The organism is Aminobacter carboxidus (assembly GCF_014863355.1).
In the GTDB taxonomy this organism is placed as follows: domain Bacteria; phylum Pseudomonadota; class Alphaproteobacteria; order Rhizobiales; family Rhizobiaceae; genus Aminobacter; species Aminobacter carboxidus.
Genome location: NZ_JACZEP010000010.1, coordinates 1 through 14,995, shown reverse-complemented (window position 1 = coordinate 14,995; position 14,995 = coordinate 1). Strand labels below are relative to the sequence as shown.

The 14,995-nt window shown below is 64.2% G+C and carries 14 protein-coding genes; 10 read left to right on the top strand and 4 right to left on the bottom strand.

The genetic code is table 11. The features are described from left to right. Nucleotides 1–19: 19 nt before the first annotated feature. The 4 genes from IHE39_RS23815 (at nucleotide 20) to IHE39_RS23800 (ending at nucleotide 4,755) form a co-directional block, all read left to right on the top strand. Nucleotides 20–1,114: a BMP family ABC transporter substrate-binding protein gene (locus IHE39_RS23815; RefSeq protein WP_184774108.1), complete on the top strand. Its 1,095-nt coding sequence runs from the start codon at nucleotides 20–22 to the stop codon at nucleotides 1,112–1,114. A gap of 128 nt (nucleotides 1,115–1,242) precedes the next feature. Next, nucleotides 1,243–2,784, top strand: coding sequence for an ABC transporter ATP-binding protein (locus IHE39_RS23810; RefSeq protein WP_184774110.1), 1,542 nt, complete (start codon nucleotides 1,243–1,245; stop codon nucleotides 2,782–2,784). Beyond that, the gene (locus tag IHE39_RS23805) at nucleotides 2,768–3,835 is read left to right on the top strand and encodes an ABC transporter permease (protein WP_184774111.1); all 1,068 of its coding nucleotides are present in this window, start codon (nucleotides 2,768–2,770) and stop codon (nucleotides 3,833–3,835) included. The genes IHE39_RS23810 and IHE39_RS23805 overlap by 17 nt, the downstream gene beginning before the upstream one ends. Continuing rightward, entirely contained in the window at nucleotides 3,835–4,755 is a 921-nt protein-coding gene (locus IHE39_RS23800) for an ABC transporter permease (RefSeq protein ID WP_192568185.1), read from the top strand. Before IHE39_RS23805 ends, IHE39_RS23800 begins: the two co-directional genes overlap by 1 nt. Before the next feature lie 33 nt (nucleotides 4,756–4,788). Here the strand turns inward: IHE39_RS23800 and IHE39_RS23795 are convergent, their stop codons facing one another. The 4 genes from IHE39_RS23795 to IHE39_RS23780 form a co-directional block, all read right to left on the bottom strand. Then, nucleotides 4,789–6,261, bottom strand: a complete 1,473-nt coding sequence (locus IHE39_RS23795; RefSeq protein ID WP_192568184.1) for a M81 family metallopeptidase — start codon at nucleotides 6,259–6,261, stop codon at nucleotides 4,789–4,791. Between the two features lie 41 nt (nucleotides 6,262–6,302). Then, nucleotides 6,303–7,130: a carbohydrate ABC transporter permease gene (locus IHE39_RS23790; protein WP_192568183.1), complete on the bottom strand. Its 828-nt coding sequence runs from the start codon at nucleotides 7,128–7,130 to the stop codon at nucleotides 6,303–6,305. Then, nucleotides 7,127–7,996 (bottom strand): carbohydrate ABC transporter permease, encoded by an 870-nt coding sequence (locus tag IHE39_RS23785; protein WP_192568182.1) that lies wholly within the window; start codon nucleotides 7,994–7,996, stop codon nucleotides 7,127–7,129. The genes IHE39_RS23790 and IHE39_RS23785 overlap by 4 nt, the downstream gene beginning before the upstream one ends. 76 nt (nucleotides 7,997–8,072) lie before the next feature. After that, nucleotides 8,073–9,308, bottom strand: coding sequence for an ABC transporter substrate-binding protein (locus IHE39_RS23780; RefSeq protein ID WP_115730611.1), 1,236 nt, complete (start codon nucleotides 9,306–9,308; stop codon nucleotides 8,073–8,075). Between the two features lie 191 nt (nucleotides 9,309–9,499). Here IHE39_RS23780 and IHE39_RS23775 point away from each other — a divergent pair, with 191 nt between their 5' ends. The 6 genes from IHE39_RS23775 to IHE39_RS23750 all read left to right on the top strand — a co-directional run bounded on the left by IHE39_RS23775 (nucleotide 9,500) and on the right by IHE39_RS23750 (nucleotide 14,853). Next, the gene (locus IHE39_RS23775; RefSeq protein WP_192568181.1) at nucleotides 9,500–10,270 is read left to right on the top strand and encodes an SDR family oxidoreductase; all 771 of its coding nucleotides are present in this window, start codon (nucleotides 9,500–9,502) and stop codon (nucleotides 10,268–10,270) included. Between the two features lie 4 nt (nucleotides 10,271–10,274). Then, a complete protein-coding gene (locus IHE39_RS23770) occupies nucleotides 10,275–11,345 on the top strand; it encodes an ABC transporter ATP-binding protein (RefSeq protein WP_192568180.1) in 1,071 nt (356 codons plus the stop codon). Further along, entirely contained in the window at nucleotides 11,342–12,223 is an 882-nt protein-coding gene (locus tag IHE39_RS23765; protein WP_184774123.1) for a MurR/RpiR family transcriptional regulator, read from the top strand. Before IHE39_RS23770 ends, IHE39_RS23765 begins: the two co-directional genes overlap by 4 nt. A gap of 1 nt (nucleotide 12,224) precedes the next feature. Further along, entirely contained in the window at nucleotides 12,225–12,698 is a 474-nt protein-coding gene (locus IHE39_RS23760; RefSeq protein ID WP_192568179.1) for a nuclear transport factor 2 family protein, read from the top strand. A 171-nt stretch (nucleotides 12,699–12,869) separates the two neighbouring features. Continuing rightward, a complete protein-coding gene (locus IHE39_RS23755; protein ID WP_210322527.1) occupies nucleotides 12,870–13,709 on the top strand; it encodes a MurR/RpiR family transcriptional regulator in 840 nt (279 codons plus the stop codon). A 34-nt stretch (nucleotides 13,710–13,743) separates the two neighbouring features. Beyond that, nucleotides 13,744–14,853: an ABC transporter substrate-binding protein gene (locus IHE39_RS23750; RefSeq protein WP_434781339.1), complete on the top strand. Its 1,110-nt coding sequence runs from the start codon at nucleotides 13,744–13,746 to the stop codon at nucleotides 14,851–14,853. Nucleotides 14,854–14,995 lie beyond the last annotated feature (142 nt).

Below are 14,995 nucleotides of genomic sequence, written 5' to 3'. Positions count from 1 at the left end.
CCAACAGAGGGTTACCACCATGTTCAATCTGACCAGACGGCAATTTCTGCAATATTCCGGCGCCGCGGGCGCCGCTCTCGGCACCACGGGCCTTGCCGGCATCGCCAGCGCCCAGGAGCCGCTCAAGATCGGTGTCGTCTATGTCTCGCCGATCGCCGACATCGGCTGGACCAAGCAGCACAGCCTCGGCGTCGACGCCATCAAGGCGGAATTCGGCGACAAGGTCGCGCTGACCGTCATCGACAACATCTTCATGCCGCAGGATGCCGAACGCGTGTTCCGCGAACTCGCCGCCTCCGGCAACCAGCTGGTCTTCGGCACCTCGTTCTCGCATGGCACGCCGATGCAGAAGGTGGCCCCGCGCTTCCCCAAGGTCGCCTTCGAGCATTGCTCCGGCATTGTCCATCTCGCCAATCTCGGCACCTTCGAAGCCAAATATTATGAAGGCACTTTCGTCGCCGGTGCCGCCGGCGCGCATATGAGCAAGGCCGGCAAGATCGGCTTCATCGGCGGCTTCCCGATCCCCGATATCGTCGGCCCGGCCAATGCGCTGCTGCTCGGCGCGCAAAGCGTCAATCCCGACGCCACCTGCAACGCCATCTTCCTCAATTCCTGGTTCGATCCGGGCAAGGAAAAGGAAGCCGCCAACACGCTTCTGTCGCAGGGCTGCGATGTCATCTGCTCGATGACCGACACCGCGACCGGTGTCCAGGTCGCCGGCGAAGGCGGCGCATGGTCGATCGGTTATGCCAGCGACATGGCCAAGTTCGGCTCGGGCAAGCAGCTCACCGCCTTCACGCTCGACTGGTCGAGCGACTATGTCGGCGCCGCCAAGGGCGTGGCAGCAGGCACCTGGAAGCCCGAAGCGCGCTGGGACGGCCTGGCCGGTGGCGTCGTCAAGATGGCGCCCTACAATGAGGCGATCCCGGCCGACGTCATCACCAAGCTCAAGCAGCTCGAGGCCGACATCGGCTCCGGCAAGATCCACCCCTATGCCGGCGAACTCAAGGACCAGGACGGCAACGTCAAGGTTGCGGCAGGCAGCGTGCTGGCCGATGCCGACATCCGCGGCATGAACTGGTTCGTCAAGGGAATGATCGGCAAGCTCGGCTGATCTTCGCTTACCCGCTAGCAAGGCCACCGGGGCTCTACAGCGCCGCATGATTCCGATCTCGGGGTCATGCGGCTCGCTCCGGTGGACTATGGCTGCGCACCGTCCAACCCTCACGGCAGGACCCGGCTATGCCCCCACGCCTCGAATTGCGCAACATCACCAAAAGTTACCCAGGCATCATCGCCAATGACGACATCTCGATGTCGATCATGCCAGGCGAAATCCACGCCGTGCTCGGCGAAAACGGCGCCGGCAAATCGACATTGATGAAGATCATCTATGGCGCGGCCCAGGCCGATTCCGGCGAGATCTTCTGCGACGGCAAACCCGTCGCCGCCCACACGCCAGCGACATCGCGGGCGCTTGGCATCGAGATGGTCTACCAGCATTTCGCGCTGTTTGAATCCGTCACCGTGGTCGAAAACATCGCGCTCGCCGTTTCGAGCACCTTCGACCTCGATGCGCTGGCCCGCCAGATCACCGAGCTGTCGAACCGCTACGGCATGCCGATCGACCCGCATCGCCGCGTCCACGACCTGTCGGTCGGTGAACGCCAGCGCGTCGAGATCGTGCGTTGCCTGCTGCAGGCGCCGAAGCTTCTGATCCTCGACGAGCCGACATCGGTGCTGACACCCCAGGCCGTGGTCAAGCTGTTCGAGACCTTGCGCCAGCTGGCCAGCGAAGGCTGCTCGATCGTCTATATCAGCCACAAGCTCGACGAGGTGCAGGAGCTTTGCGACACGGCAACCGTGCTGCGCAACGGCAAGGTGACGGGCACCGCAAGGCCCAAGGAAAGCACCTCGGCCCAGCTCGCCCGCATGATGGTCGGCGCCGAACTGCCCGAAATGCACGTCAGCCCCTCCGTGCCGAGCGACAAGCCGGTGCTCGAGGTGCGCGGGCTGACCGCCCCTGCCCGCGACCAATATGGCGTCGAGCTCAAGAACGTCTCGTTTGAAGTGCGCGGCGGCGAGATCGTCGGGCTTGCCGGCGTTTCCGGCAACGGCCAGGCCGAGCTGATCTCGCTGCTCAGCGGCGAACGCACCCATCCCAATGCGCTGGCGATCCAGATCGACGGCAAGGCCGCCGCCCATCTCAATGCCAGCGAAAGGCGCAAGCTCGGCATGGCCTTCGTGCCGGAAGAGCGGCTTGGCCGCGGTGCCGTGCCGCCGCATGCCTTGTGGCAGAATGCCGTTTTGACCGCCCACCGCGCTGGCCTGGTGCGCAACGGCCTCGTCGACCGCAAGCAGGCGAGCAGTTTCGCCGCTGGGATCATCGAGCGCTTCAAGGTCAAGGCCAACGGCCCGCAATCGATCGCCCAAAGCCTGTCGGGCGGCAATCTGCAGAAGTTCATCGTTGGTCGCGAGATCGCGCTCGAGCCCAAGCTGTTCCTCGTGGCACAGCCGACCTGGGGCGTCGACGTCGGCGCTGCCGCCTTCATTCGCCAGACAATTGTCGACCTGAGCCGCTCGGGTGCCGCGGTGCTGGTGATCTCGGAGGAGCTCGACGAATTGTTCGAGATCTGCGACCGGCTGCTCGTCATCTGCCAGGGCCAGGTCTCGCCGCCACTGATCAGGACAAAAACCAACCGCGAAGAAATCGGCCTGCTGATGACAAGGGTCGACCGCGGCAACGGTAGCAATGGGAGAGCCGAAGTTGCGATTCAGGATTGAACAAAGACCGGAACCATCCGCCAGGATGCGGGTGGCGGCACCGGTCATCGCGACCGGGTTAACACTTCTCGTCGGCTCGCTGCTGTTTGCCGTGCTCGGCTATGACCCGCTGGCGACGCTACAGGCCTTCTTCATCGCCCCGCTCAATTCGTTGAACGGTCTGTCGGAGTGGCTGCTCAAGGCCTCGCCGCTGATCCTCATCGCCTGCGGCCTCGCCGTCGGCTTCCGCGCCAATGTCTGGAACATCGGCGCCGAAGGCCAGCTGATCATCGGCGCCATCGCTGCCTGCGGCGTCGGCCTGTTTTACCCCGACCCCGACAGCATTCTGCTGTTGCCGCTGATGTTTTTTGCCGGCGCCATCGCCGGCATGGCCTGGGCTGCCATCCCCGCCTTCCTCAGGGCGCGGATGAACACCAACGAGATCCTGGTCACGCTGATGCTGACCTATATCGCCACGCTGCTGTTGTCGTGGCTGGTGCACGGCCCCTGGCGCGACCCGGCCGGCTTCAACTATCCGCAGACGGCCCTTTTGTCGGCGGCGGCGATGTTCGAGCCGTTCGACTATGCCTACCGGCTCAACGCCTCGGTGTTCATCACCGTGGTCGCGGTGTTTTTGATGTGGCTGTTCACCGACCGCAGCTTCCTTGGCTACAAGATGTCGGTCAGTGGTGCCGCACCTCTGGCCGCGCGTTACGCCGGCTTCCGCGAATCCGCTGCGGTGTGGACCGGCCTGCTTGCCGGTGGCGCTGCCGCCGGTATTGCCGGCATGGCCGAGGTCTCGGGCCCGCTCGGACAGCTGTCGCCGCAGATCTCGCCCGGCTACGGCTTCGCTGCCATCATCGTTGCCTTCATCGGCCGCCTCAACGCCTTCGGCATCGTCCTCGGTGGATTGCTGATGTCGCTACTTTTCCTCGGCGGCGAAGCAGTGCAAATGAATCTTGGCCTGTCGGCTGCGCTGACCCGCATCTTCCAGGGCATCTTGTTGTTCTTTTTGCTTGCCGCCGACTTCTTCATCTTCTACCGGCTTCGCCGCATTCCGGAGCATGCCTGATGGACTTGTTCATTGCCATTTTCACCGGCACCATCATTGCCGCAACACCTCTGATCTTCGCTGCGCTCGGCGAACTCGTCGTCGAAAAATCGGGCGTTCTCAACCTTGGCATCGAAGGCATGATGCTGATGGGGGCGGCCTTCGCCTTCTGGGCTGTCATCGCCGGCCTGCCGATGCCGGTCGCAATCCTCGCCGGCGCGCTTGGCGGGGCAGCCGCCTCGCTTTTGTTCGGCGTGCTGGCGCTGACCTTTTTGACCAACCAGTATGCCGCCGGCCTGGCGCTCGCCATCTTCGGCTCCGGCGTCTCGGCCTTTTTGGGCCGCAACTTCGGCTCGGCACCGATCGATGCGCTGAAGAAGATCTACATCCCCTATCTCTCCGACATTCCCGTCGTCGGGCCGATGCTGTTCCGCTTCGATCCGATGGTCTATTTCGCCATCGTCATGTTCTTCGTCATCAGCTGGTTCCTCTACCGCACCAAGGGCGGGCTGGTGCTGCGCACCATCGGCGAGTCGCCGGAGACCGCACATGCCATCGGCTATCCGGTGATCCGCATCCGCTATCTCGCCGTGCTGTTCGGCGGGCTGATGGCTGGTCTTGCCGGTGCTTATCTGTCGGTCGCCTACACCCCGCTCTGGGTCGAGAACATGACCGCCGGCAAGGGCTGGATTTCGCTGGCGCTGGTGGTCTTTGCGACATGGCGGCCGCTGCGTGTGCTGCTCGGCGCCTGGCTGTTCGGCGGCATGACCATCCTGCAGCTGCAGGGCCAGGCACTCGGCATCGCGGTTCCCTCGGAACTGCTTTCCGCCCTGCCTTATCTCGCCACCATCATCGTGCTGGTCATCATCTCGCAGAACCGCCAGATGCTGGCGCTGCATTTCCCGGCGTCGCTGGCCAAGCCGTTCCGGCCCGCGACCTGACCGGCAAAAGGCGAGGCCTTGCGGCCTCGCCCCTCACGCCCAGGGATCGCTGACCCGCGGCCAGACCGGACGGACAAGCTTGGTGTAGTTGGTGACGCGCGGATTGCTTGGATACGAGCTCGGCGCGTCGACATAGATGATCTCGGCCGCCACCGGCGCGAAACCGGCATAAAAATGGTTGGTCGACTTGACCAGCAAAATGTCCTTGCTGGCCAGCTCGATGCCGAGATTGGAAAAGATGTCGGGCTCGAAGGTCTGGGTCCGGTTGGTGTTGAGGATGACGTCGACCTCGGTGCCCAGGATGCGCACCAGCGCCGTCAGCCCGAGCGTGACGCGGCTTGGCCCGAAACTCTGCCAGCCTTCCTCGACCGCCTTCAGCACCTGCACTTTGGCATCGATCGGCTCGCCGGCCTGCGGCCCGGCCTTGCCGCCGAAACGCAGGTCGATCACCGCGCCCTCGCCCGCCGCATGGCAGAAGGTCACCGCGATCGGGTCCCAGATCGTCGCGACGCCAACCTTGTCGAGGCCACGCTCCAGCATCCGCCGCAGCATGAAGGTGCCGTCACCGGCGACGCCGCCGCCGGGATTGTCCCAGACGTCGGCGACAACAGCGGGCTTTGCCGGATTGGCCTTGCGCGCGGCGAGCGCCTGGTCGATGCCGGCGTCGGTGTCGACCATGGTCATCGCCGTCTTTTCGCGCATGGCATAGAGCTCGCGGCCGAGCTTTTCGGCGAGCGCATCGCCCTTGGCCTTGTCGTTGTCGCTGACGACGACGATGCGCGTTCCCATTTCGGGCACGTCGGAGGCCATGAAGCCATGGATCACCGACACCGACAGGATGCCGTCCTTGCCATGCAGTGCCTTGATGCGGTCGACGAAGCTCCGCATCGGCTCGCGGCTGGTCGGCAGCACGGTGATCATGCGGCAGTCGAAGGTCGAGATGACCGGCTTGATCTCGCCGCGCGCTGCCGCCAGGCCAAGCGCAACGACATGCTCGCCGCGCTCGTAGAAATCGGTGTGCGGAAATTCGAGGAAGGCCGCCAGCACGTTGCAGGCCGCGACACGCTTCGGCGTCAGGTGGCTGTGCGGGTCGAATTCCGCAGCAATCACGACATCGGGCCCGACGATCTCGCGCACCCGCGCCAACAGATCGCCTTCGCAATCGTCATAGCCTTGCGCCACCATCGCGCCGTGCAGGCCAAGCATGACGGCGTCGACCGGCATGGCCGCCTTGAGCTGGTCGAGAATTTCGTCGCGCAGCGCCTCGAAGGTCTGGCGTTGCACCAGCCCGCCCGGCTCGGCCCAGGTGGCGGTGCCTTCGATGACGGTCAGTGCGTCGGCAGCGGCGCGGCGGCGCAGCGCCACCATCGGCGACGAGCACAAGGTCGGTGTCTCAGGATGCTGGCCCGGCCCGGCGTAGAATGCCATCTCGAACGAGGCGCGGTCGGTCGGCACCGGCGAGAAGGTGTTGGTCTCGGTCGCCAGCGAGGCGGTGAAGATGCGCATGTCGGGTTCGTTTCTTTATCGTTGACGTCAGCGGGTTAGGGTCACTTGACGGCGCCGAGCGCCAGCCCGCGGACGAGGTAGCGCTGCAGCCAGACAAACAGGATGGCGACCGGCACGGTGGCGACGAGCGTGGCCGCCATGACGTAGTGCCATTCGACACTGTAGCGCCCGGCAACAAGTGAAAACACCTGGATCGGCAGCGTATAGCTTTCCTGGCTGCGCAGCATGGTCAGTGCGACGACGAATTCGTTCCAGGCATTGATGAAGGTGAAGATGGCGGTGACGGCAATGGCCGGCACGCACAGAGGCAAGAACACCTTGCGCAAGGTCAGCCAGCGGCTGCCGCCTTCCATCCACGAGGCTTCCTCGAGGTCGCGCGGGATGGTGTCGAAATAGCTCTGCAGCATCCACACGGTGAAGGCGATGTTGAAGGCCATGTAGACGCCGCCGACGGCATTCAGGCTTTCGACAAGGCCGAAGGAGGCGAGCAGCCGGAACAGGCCGAGCACCAGCACGATCGGCGAGATCATCTGCGAGACCAGCAGGAACTGCCGGAAGGCGCCATGGCCGGCAAAGCGGAAGCGCGACATCGCATAGGCGGCCGGGATCGAGATGACGATGGCGCCGACTGTGGCGATCACCGACACGTAAAGCGAATTGAACAGCGCCCGGCCGAAGCCGGCCTGCACCCACATGTCGTAGAAATTGCGCCAGCGAAACTCGCTCGGCCACCAGCTCGGCGTCAGCACTTCCTGCGCCGGCTTGACCGCGGTCAGAAACATCACCGCGAAGGGAAACAGCGTGACGACGACAAGCGGCGCAAGCAGGCTCCAGGCGATGATGGTGCGCTTGAGTTTGGGCGCGATCATGCGCGTTCTCCCCGCATGGCGAGCCTGATGTAGATGGCGGTGAACACCAAAAGGATCGCCAGCATGACCAGCGACACCGCCGACGCCTCGCCGAGTTTGCCGATGCGGAAAGCCAGCTTGTAGAGATGGGTGACGAGGATGTCGGTCGAGTTGGCCGGACCGCCCTGCGTCATCACCCAGATGATCGGGAACGAGTTGAAGACATAGATCGTGTTTAGCACGATGGCGATGTTGACGAAGGGCTTCAGCAGCGGAAAGGTGATGCGCCGGAATTGCTGCACCGGTCCCGCCCCTTCCAGTGCCGCCGCCTCGTAGAGGTCGTCGGGGATCGACGACAGGCCGCCCAGAAAGATGGTGGTGGTGAACGGCACCGTCACCAGGATGCCGATCATGATCTGCATCGGAAATGCGGTCGCCGCACTCGCCAGCCACTGGATGTTGTGGTCGGCAAGGCCGAGCCCGCGCAGGGCGGAATTCAGCATGCCGCTTTCGCCGTTCAGCGCCCAGCGCCAGACGATCGCCGTCATGGTCAGCGACACCGCCCAGGGCAGCATGACGATGACACGGGCGAGCGAACGGCCGTAGAAATCGGTGTTGAGGATCACCGCCACCGGGATCGACACCAACAGCGCGCCGCCGACGACGGCTGCCGTCCACACGCCGGTACGCACAAGCGCCTTGATGAAATCGGGATCGGCCACCAGCGCTGCGAAATTGTCGAGGCCGCTGAAATCGCGCAGCTGGCCGAAACGGCTGACCTCATGCGTCGAGATCTGGATCAGGTCGACGACCGGCCAGAAGATCACCACCGCCGCCAGGATCAGGCTCGGCAGCGTCAGCAGATATGGCAGGGCGCGATTGTGCATGGGAGCCGTGGCCTGGAGCGCGGGGCAAGGTGAAGGGGCGGCAGCGCAGCCTTGGATGCGCCGCCGCCTGAAAAAGCTACTTCTTCAGGATGCCGTCGGCCTTGGCAGCGGCTTCCTTGAGCAGGGCCTCGGGGTCGCCTTCGCCGAGATAGACCTTCTGGATGGCGTCAGAGGTGATCTGCGCGACCTCTTCCCAGCCCGGAATGATCGGCGCGAAACGGGCGTCGGGCAAAAGGGCGGTGAAGGCGGCCAGGTCGGCATTGTTGACGTAGTAGTCCATCTTGGCCTCTTCCTTGTTCACCGGCAGGAAGCCTTCGCCCTGGGTGAACTTGGCGCGCCAGTCGGTCTGAAACAGGAAGTCGAGCAGCTTCCAGGCCTCGTCCTTGTTTTTCGAATTGGAGAACATGACGATGGAATCGGTGACGCCATAGGTGCCGCGCGCACCGGTCGGGCCGGCGGGGATGGCGGCGACGCCATATTTCAGGTTCGGCGCTTCTTCCTTGATCTGGTTGGACAGGAAGGGCGCGGTGATCATCATGCCGACCTTGCCCTGCTTGAACAGGTTCTGCACGTCCTCACGCGCATAGGAGGTGACGCCCGGCTGGGTCAGGCCCTCGTCGATCAGCGACTTGTAGAGCTTGGCCGCCTCGATGGCGCCGGGGCTGTCGAGACCCGAGGTGCCGTCCTTGTCGAGGATCTCGGAGCCTTGCGACCACATCGCGTAATAATAATAGACGTCGGTCTCGATCTCCTTGCCCTGCAGGCCGAAGCCGTAATTCTCGCCGCCCAGCGCCTTGATCTTGGCGGCCGCATCCTTGAGCTCGGCCCAGGTCGCCGGCGGGTTGGCGACGCCGGCCTTTTCGAGCAGTTCCTTGTTGTAATACATCGCCCGCGCCGAAGCGGCGATCGGCAGGCCGTAGGTCTTTCCGTCCATCACCGAAGGCGACATGAAGGTGTCGATGAAGCGGCCCTTGAACTCGTCATTGATGTAGCCGTCGAGCGGCTCGGCGACGCCCTGCTGGACGAAGTCGATCAGCCAGCGCGTGCCGATGATCGACAGGTCGGCATTGGTGCCGGCGGTGATGTCGGTGGTCAGCTTCTGCAGCAGCACGTCCCACGGCACGACCTCGAACTTGACGTCGACACCTGGATTGGCCGCCTCGAATGCCTTTTCCACTTCCTGGAAATAGGGGCCGGTCTTTGCGCTGTATTCCGCGACCGTGACCCTGACTTCGCCGGCATTCGCCTGGGCGGCCAGTGCCAGCACGCTCAACCCGGCCAGAAGGCCAGTCTTCAACTTCGAAATCGCCATGTCGGTGTTCCCTTGCTCCCACGGGCCAAGGCCCGGTCCTCCGGCGCTTTAACGCGCCTCTTTGATTAAGTGACTTTCTTACATTATCCAGCAATTTCGCCATATCAAGCGATTTTCTTTGTTGCTTAATTACATTTTCGGCCATAGTCCTGAACACAGAAAGCGGCCAAGATCGCTATGGGAGCACATCGTTGAGCAGTGACAGCGAATTCAGCGGAAAGTCCGTCCTGATTACCGGCGCCGGTGGCGGCCTCGGCCGGGCGCTGGTGGCGATCTTCAATGAAGGCGGCGCCCGCGTCATCGGCTGCGACCAGTATATCGAGGCGATGGACGGTCTCGATCTCGCCGGGCGCCACAGCTTCGACCTGACCGATCGCCCCGGTCTTGCAACAGCGGCACGCAAGCTCATCGAAGCCGACGGCGTGCCCGACATCGTCATCAACAATGCCGGCTGGACCCGCGCCGAAACCCTGCCGGCGCTGACCCAGGAGCGGGTCGAGACCGAGATCGACCTCAACCTGACCGGCGTCGCCAGCCTGACCAACGCGCTGCTCAAGCCGATGGTGACGCGCGGCGCGGGCTGCTTCGTCTTCATCTCCTCGGTCAACGCGCTGTCGCATTTCGGCAATCCGGCCTATGCCGCGGCCAAGGCCGGCATCAACGCCTTGTCGCGCGCCATTGCTGTCGAGCATGGCCGCCAGGGCATCCGCGCCAACGTCGTCTGCCCCGGCTCGATCCGCACCCCGGCCTGGGACCATCGCCTGGCCAAGGATCCGGCCATTCTGGGCAAGCTGCAGCGGCTTTATCCGCTTGGCCGCATCGTCAACGCGCGCGAAGTGGCCGAGGCGGTCGCCTTCCTTGCCTCGCCACGCGCCTCCGGCATCACCGGCACTGTGCTGCCGGTCGACGCCGGGCTGACCGCCGGCTGCCTGCCATTCATCGACGACATATTGGGAGCGTGAAGACATGACCGGCGTAGCCTTCCGCAACCTCTCCAAGTCGTTTGGCCAGCACAAGGTGCTCGACGACATCAACCTCGACATTCCAAGCGGCGAGTTCGTCGTCCTGGTCGGCCCCTCCGGCTGCGGCAAGTCGACCTTGCTGCGCATGCTGGCCGGGCTCGAGCCGATCAGTCACGGCGATCTTGTGATCGGCGGCATGCGCGCCAACGAGCTGCCGCCGCAAAAGCGCAACATCGCCATGGTGTTCCAGTCCTACGCGCTGTTTCCGCATCTCACCGCGGCCGAAAACATCGGCTTCGGCCCCAAGATCAGGGGCGAGGCGCCCGAGGTCATCGACAACAAGATCAACAACGCCGCGGCGATCCTCAACCTGCACGCCTATCTCGACCGCTATCCGCGCCAGCTCTCCGGCGGCCAGCGCCAGCGTGTCGCCATGGGTCGCGCCATCGTGCGCGAACCCTCGGTGTTCCTGTTCGACGAGCCGCTGTCAAATCTCGACGCGCAACTGCGCGTGCAGATGCGCACCGAGATCAAGGCGCTGCATCAGCGCTTGAAATCGACGGTGGTTTACGTGACACACGACCAGATCGAGGCCATGACCATGGCCGACCGCATCGTTGTCATGAACCAGGGAAAGATCCTGCAGGTGGGTGCACCGCTCGAACTCTACGACAAGCCGGCCAACAAGTTCGTCGCGAGCTTCATCGGCTCGCCGTCGATGAGCTTTGTCTCGGGCAACCTTGGCAGTTCAACGTCGGGTACGCATTTCGAGACGGCGACCGGCGAGAAGCTGTCGCTCAACGGCGGCCGTGCCTCGGCCTTCGCAGGCGCTGTCGAGGCTGGCATCAGGCCGGAGCATTTCATCATCAGCGCCAGCGCGGGCGCGCTGCCGTTCAAGGTCGACGTCATCGAGCCGACGGGCTCGGAAACCCATATCTACGGCGCCATCGGCAACGAGCAGGTGCGCGCCGTGTTCCGCGACCGCGTTTCGGTGCGGCCGGGCGAGACACTGCCGGTCAGCGCCGATCCGAAAAACATCCACCTGTTCGACAAGGCGACCGGCCTGCCCGTATGAGCAACATCGCCGACATCATCACCCGGCTTCAGGTCATGGCGCAGGACGGCTCGAAGTCCGACAAGCGCCTGGCGAGCCTGGTGCTGTCGGATCTCGACTTCGCTTCCAAGGCCGCCATTTCGGAGATCGCCGCGCGCGTCGGCGTCAGCGAACCGACAGTCACCCGCTTCTGCCGCAACCTCGGCTGCGACGGGGTGCGCGATTTCAAGTTCTTCCTGGCCCAGGCCATCGCCATCGGCGGCCAATATCTCAAGCCCGAACCGCTCAGCCGCGACGCGCGCGAGCAGCGCATCGCTTCCGCCGTCACCGAAGCGGCGATCGTGGCGATCCAGCGCGCCTCGGACAATCTCGACATGGCGACTTTGGTGTCGGTGGCCGAGCGGCTGTCGGCCTCGCAGCACATATTGTGCTTCGGCTCCGGCGGCATCTCCTCGATGATGGCGACGGAGCTGCAGAACCGGCTGTTCCGGCTCGGCCTGTCGGTCGTCGCCCAGGTCGACGGCCAGTTGCAGCGCATGTATGCGGCGGTCGCCAGGCCCGAGACGACTGTCGTTGCCTTCTCCGTTTCCGGCCACGCCAAGTCGGTTGTCGATGCGGTCCAGGTCGCCCGGCAATATGGCGCCCGTACCGTTGCGGTGACAGCGCCGGGCTCGGCTTTGGCCAAGGTCGCCGACATCGTCATCCCGTTCCAGCCGATCGAAGACGGCAACATCTACAAGCCGACCTCGTCGCGTTTTGCGCTGCTTGCCATCCTCGACATGATCGCCACCGCCACCGCCGAGACCCGCGGCACCAACGTGCTCGAAGGCCTGCGACGCATCAAGCAGAGCCTCAGCATGCTCAAGATCGACGACCCCAGACTGCCTCTAGGTGACTGACATGACGATTGCCGAAAACCCGTTCCCTGGAGATGCCGACCGCGCCGCCATCTGGGAGATGCTGGTCGAGCGCGACATCGCTGCCTTCGTCGGTCAGGACTGGGCCATGGTGTCAGGCGACTTCGACGAGCAGCGCTTCCTCGGCATCCACGCCCACAATTCGGCCAATCCCGACGCGTGGGACGCCGCTTTCCCGACGCTTTCGGTCTATCGCAACGAGTGGCTGCGCCAGGCAGCCGAAACGGCCGCCACCCAATATGCCGAGCCGCTTGCCCAAGGCATCCACCGCGCGACACGGCTGACCGAGATCGACATATCAGGCGATGTCGCTGTGGCGCGCAAGAAGTTCGACGGCACCATCAAACGCGCCGACGGCAGCGACGACGTCCTGAACTGGCAGACGCTGTATTTCTGCCGCAAGACGGATGGGCGCTGGAAGATCACCGGTTTTGTCGGCTACATGAAATACATCTGAGGTTTTCGGCCACGGCCGTGCCCTGCCCTGACCGACACCCCGGCGCTCCCCGGAGCGCCTTTTTCATGTCCAACCCCGGCGCTGCAAGACAGAAAAGCCAATCTTGCACACGTTTGCACTTGACTGCAAGACATCTTGCATCATAAGAGTCGAGTGCAAAATGGATGCAAGATGATGACGCTGCTGGATCGCATCAAGAGCCATTCGACCCGCCTCACCGAGGCCGACCAGCGACTCGTCTCCGCCCTGCTCGAAAACGCCGCCGAAGCCGCTTTCCTGTCGAGCGCCAGGCTTGCCGAACGTGCCAGCGTGCATGAGGCGGCAACCACCCGGCTGGCCCAGAAGCTTGGTTTCAAGGGCTATCCCGAGCTGCGTTCGCAGCTGCAGCGCGAACTGGTCGAAAGCCAGGACGCCGCCGAACGCATGCGCCGCTCCGTCGCCAAGGTCGAGCACGGCGATTTCCTGCTCGACCTGATCGGCAGCGAGATCGCCGCACTCGAACATCTGCGCCTTGCCGTTTCGCAGGACAGCATCAACCGCGCCGCCGACATGATCGTCGATGCCAGGCGCATCTTCCTGTTCGGCCAGGGCCATGCCCAGTCGATCACCCAGTTCCTGCGCCGCCGGCTCGACCGCTTCGGCATGACCACCATCGTGCTCGAAGGCCGTGGCCGCGACATTGCCGAGCGTGTCGTCGGCATGGACAAGGGCGACCTCGTGCTGGCGCTGGCCTTCCGCAAGCAGCCGACAAGCTATGCCCCGCTTGTCGAGCACTGCCATGCGCAGGGCGCCAAAGCGATGCTGGTCACCGACCTCGCCGGCACCATGATGCAGCCCGAAGCCGACCTTGTGCTGGCCGCACCGCGCGGCCGCTCGGGCAGCGAGTTCCAGACGCCGACGGTGCCGTTCGCCATCGTCAACGCCATTTTGCTGACCATTGCCGGCCGGCACCAGAGCCGCGTCATGGGCGCGCTCGAACGCCTGTCGGGCCTGTTCGACGAATTCGATTGAGAAAAACCTGGGAGGGAAAAATATGCTCAAGTCGATGAAATGGACACTTTTCGCAGCAGTCGCCTTGCTGCCCCTGGCAGCCGGCGCTGCCGAACTCGACGCGATGAGCGTCAAGGAGCTGCTGCCACTGGCGCAGAAGGAAGGCAAGGTCACCGTCTTCTCGCTGTCGAGCCGCATCGCCAAGGTCGAAAAGGCCTTCGAGGAGACCTATCCAGGCATCGACTTCGTCGGCATCGACATGAGCTCGGTCAAGCAGATCGCCCGTGTCGTCGCCGAGCAGACCGCCGGCGTCAACGCCGTCGACGTGCTCTACATCGCCGACACGCCGGTGGTCTATGAAGACCTGGTCAAGACCAACCGCGTCGTGCCCTACATCCCGCCGCGCGTGGCGGGCGAACTTGCCGACGAGCACAAGACCCCGCTTCTGACCCAGCGCCTGTCGACCAAGGTGCTGATGTACAACGAAGCTGCCAATCCCAACGGCGCGCCGGTCAAGAACCTGTGGCAGCTGACGACGCCGGACTGGAAAGGCCGTGTCCTGATGGTCGACCCGCTGCAGCGTGGCGAATTGCTCGACCTGCTGGTCGAATTCTCGCTGCGCCCCGACGAGATGGCCAAGGCCTACGAGGCGCAGTTCGGCAAGCCGATCGCTGTCGACAGCGACCTGCAGGGTGCCGGCGAACAGTTCGTCCGCGACCTCTTTGCCAACGACCTCGTGCTGGTCCCCAACTCAGACGTCATCAACAAGGCCATCGGCGACAAGACCTCGGTCAATCCCCCTGTCGGCTTCGCCACCTATTCCGACCGCCGCGACAACGACAAGGAAGGCTGGGCGCTGCAGGTCGCCAACGACGTCGAGCCTTCCAATGGCATCCTGTTTCCTGCAGTCCTTGCACTTGTCGACAAGGCGCCGAGCCCAGCTGCGGCCCGGTTGCTGATCGACTTCATGATGGGCGACGATTCTGCCACCGGCGGACCGGCCTTCGAGCCCTTCAACGTGCCGGGCGACTACGCCGTGCGACCGACTGTCAAGGACAGCCCGGATTCCGTGCCGCTCAAGGAGCTCAAGGCCTGGCGCATCGATCCGGTGAAGACAGCCGCTGCCCGCAAGCGGATCGCCGACCTGGTGCTGACGCTGCAATGACTGCGGCCAGACCGGCGCCTTTGGGGAGGCGCCGGTCCCCACTCGCAGCCCGCCCGGCGCCTCGGGGAGGCTCCGGTCCACACTCTCAGCCCGCCCAGCCGCCTCGCCGCGGCCTGGTTGCCCCCGGTCTCTCCCCCCGGTC

Bases quoted from the DNA above. Each gene is read 5' to 3' on its own strand.
- IHE39_RS23765 (WP_184774123.1), top strand. From the start codon at position 11,342: ATGAGCAACATCGCCGACATCATCACCCGGCTTCAGGTCATGGCGCAG.
- IHE39_RS23770 (WP_192568180.1), top strand. From the start codon at position 10,275: ATGACCGGCGTAGCCTTCCGCAACCTCTCCAAGTCGTTTGGCCAGCAC.
- IHE39_RS23795 (WP_192568184.1), bottom strand. From the start codon at position 6,261: ATGCGCATCTTCACCGCCTCGCTGGCGACCGAGACCAACACCTTCTCG.
- IHE39_RS23800 (WP_192568185.1), top strand. From the start codon at position 3,835: ATGGACTTGTTCATTGCCATTTTCACCGGCACCATCATTGCCGCAACA.
- IHE39_RS23810 (WP_184774110.1), top strand. From the start codon at position 1,243: ATGCCCCCACGCCTCGAATTGCGCAACATCACCAAAAGTTACCCAGGC.
- IHE39_RS23790 (WP_192568183.1), bottom strand. From the start codon at position 7,130: ATGATCGCGCCCAAACTCAAGCGCACCATCATCGCCTGGAGCCTGCTT.
- IHE39_RS23750 (WP_434781339.1), top strand. From the start codon at position 13,744: ATGAAATGGACACTTTTCGCAGCAGTCGCCTTGCTGCCCCTGGCAGCC.
- IHE39_RS23780 (WP_115730611.1), bottom strand. From the start codon at position 9,308: ATGGCGATTTCGAAGTTGAAGACTGGCCTTCTGGCCGGGTTGAGCGTG.
- IHE39_RS23760 (WP_192568179.1), top strand. From the start codon at position 12,225: ATGACGATTGCCGAAAACCCGTTCCCTGGAGATGCCGACCGCGCCGCC.
- IHE39_RS23755 (WP_210322527.1), top strand. From the start codon at position 12,870: ATGATGACGCTGCTGGATCGCATCAAGAGCCATTCGACCCGCCTCACC.
- IHE39_RS23785 (WP_192568182.1), bottom strand. From the start codon at position 7,996: ATGCACAATCGCGCCCTGCCATATCTGCTGACGCTGCCGAGCCTGATC.
- IHE39_RS23815 (WP_184774108.1), top strand. From the start codon at position 20: ATGTTCAATCTGACCAGACGGCAATTTCTGCAATATTCCGGCGCCGCG.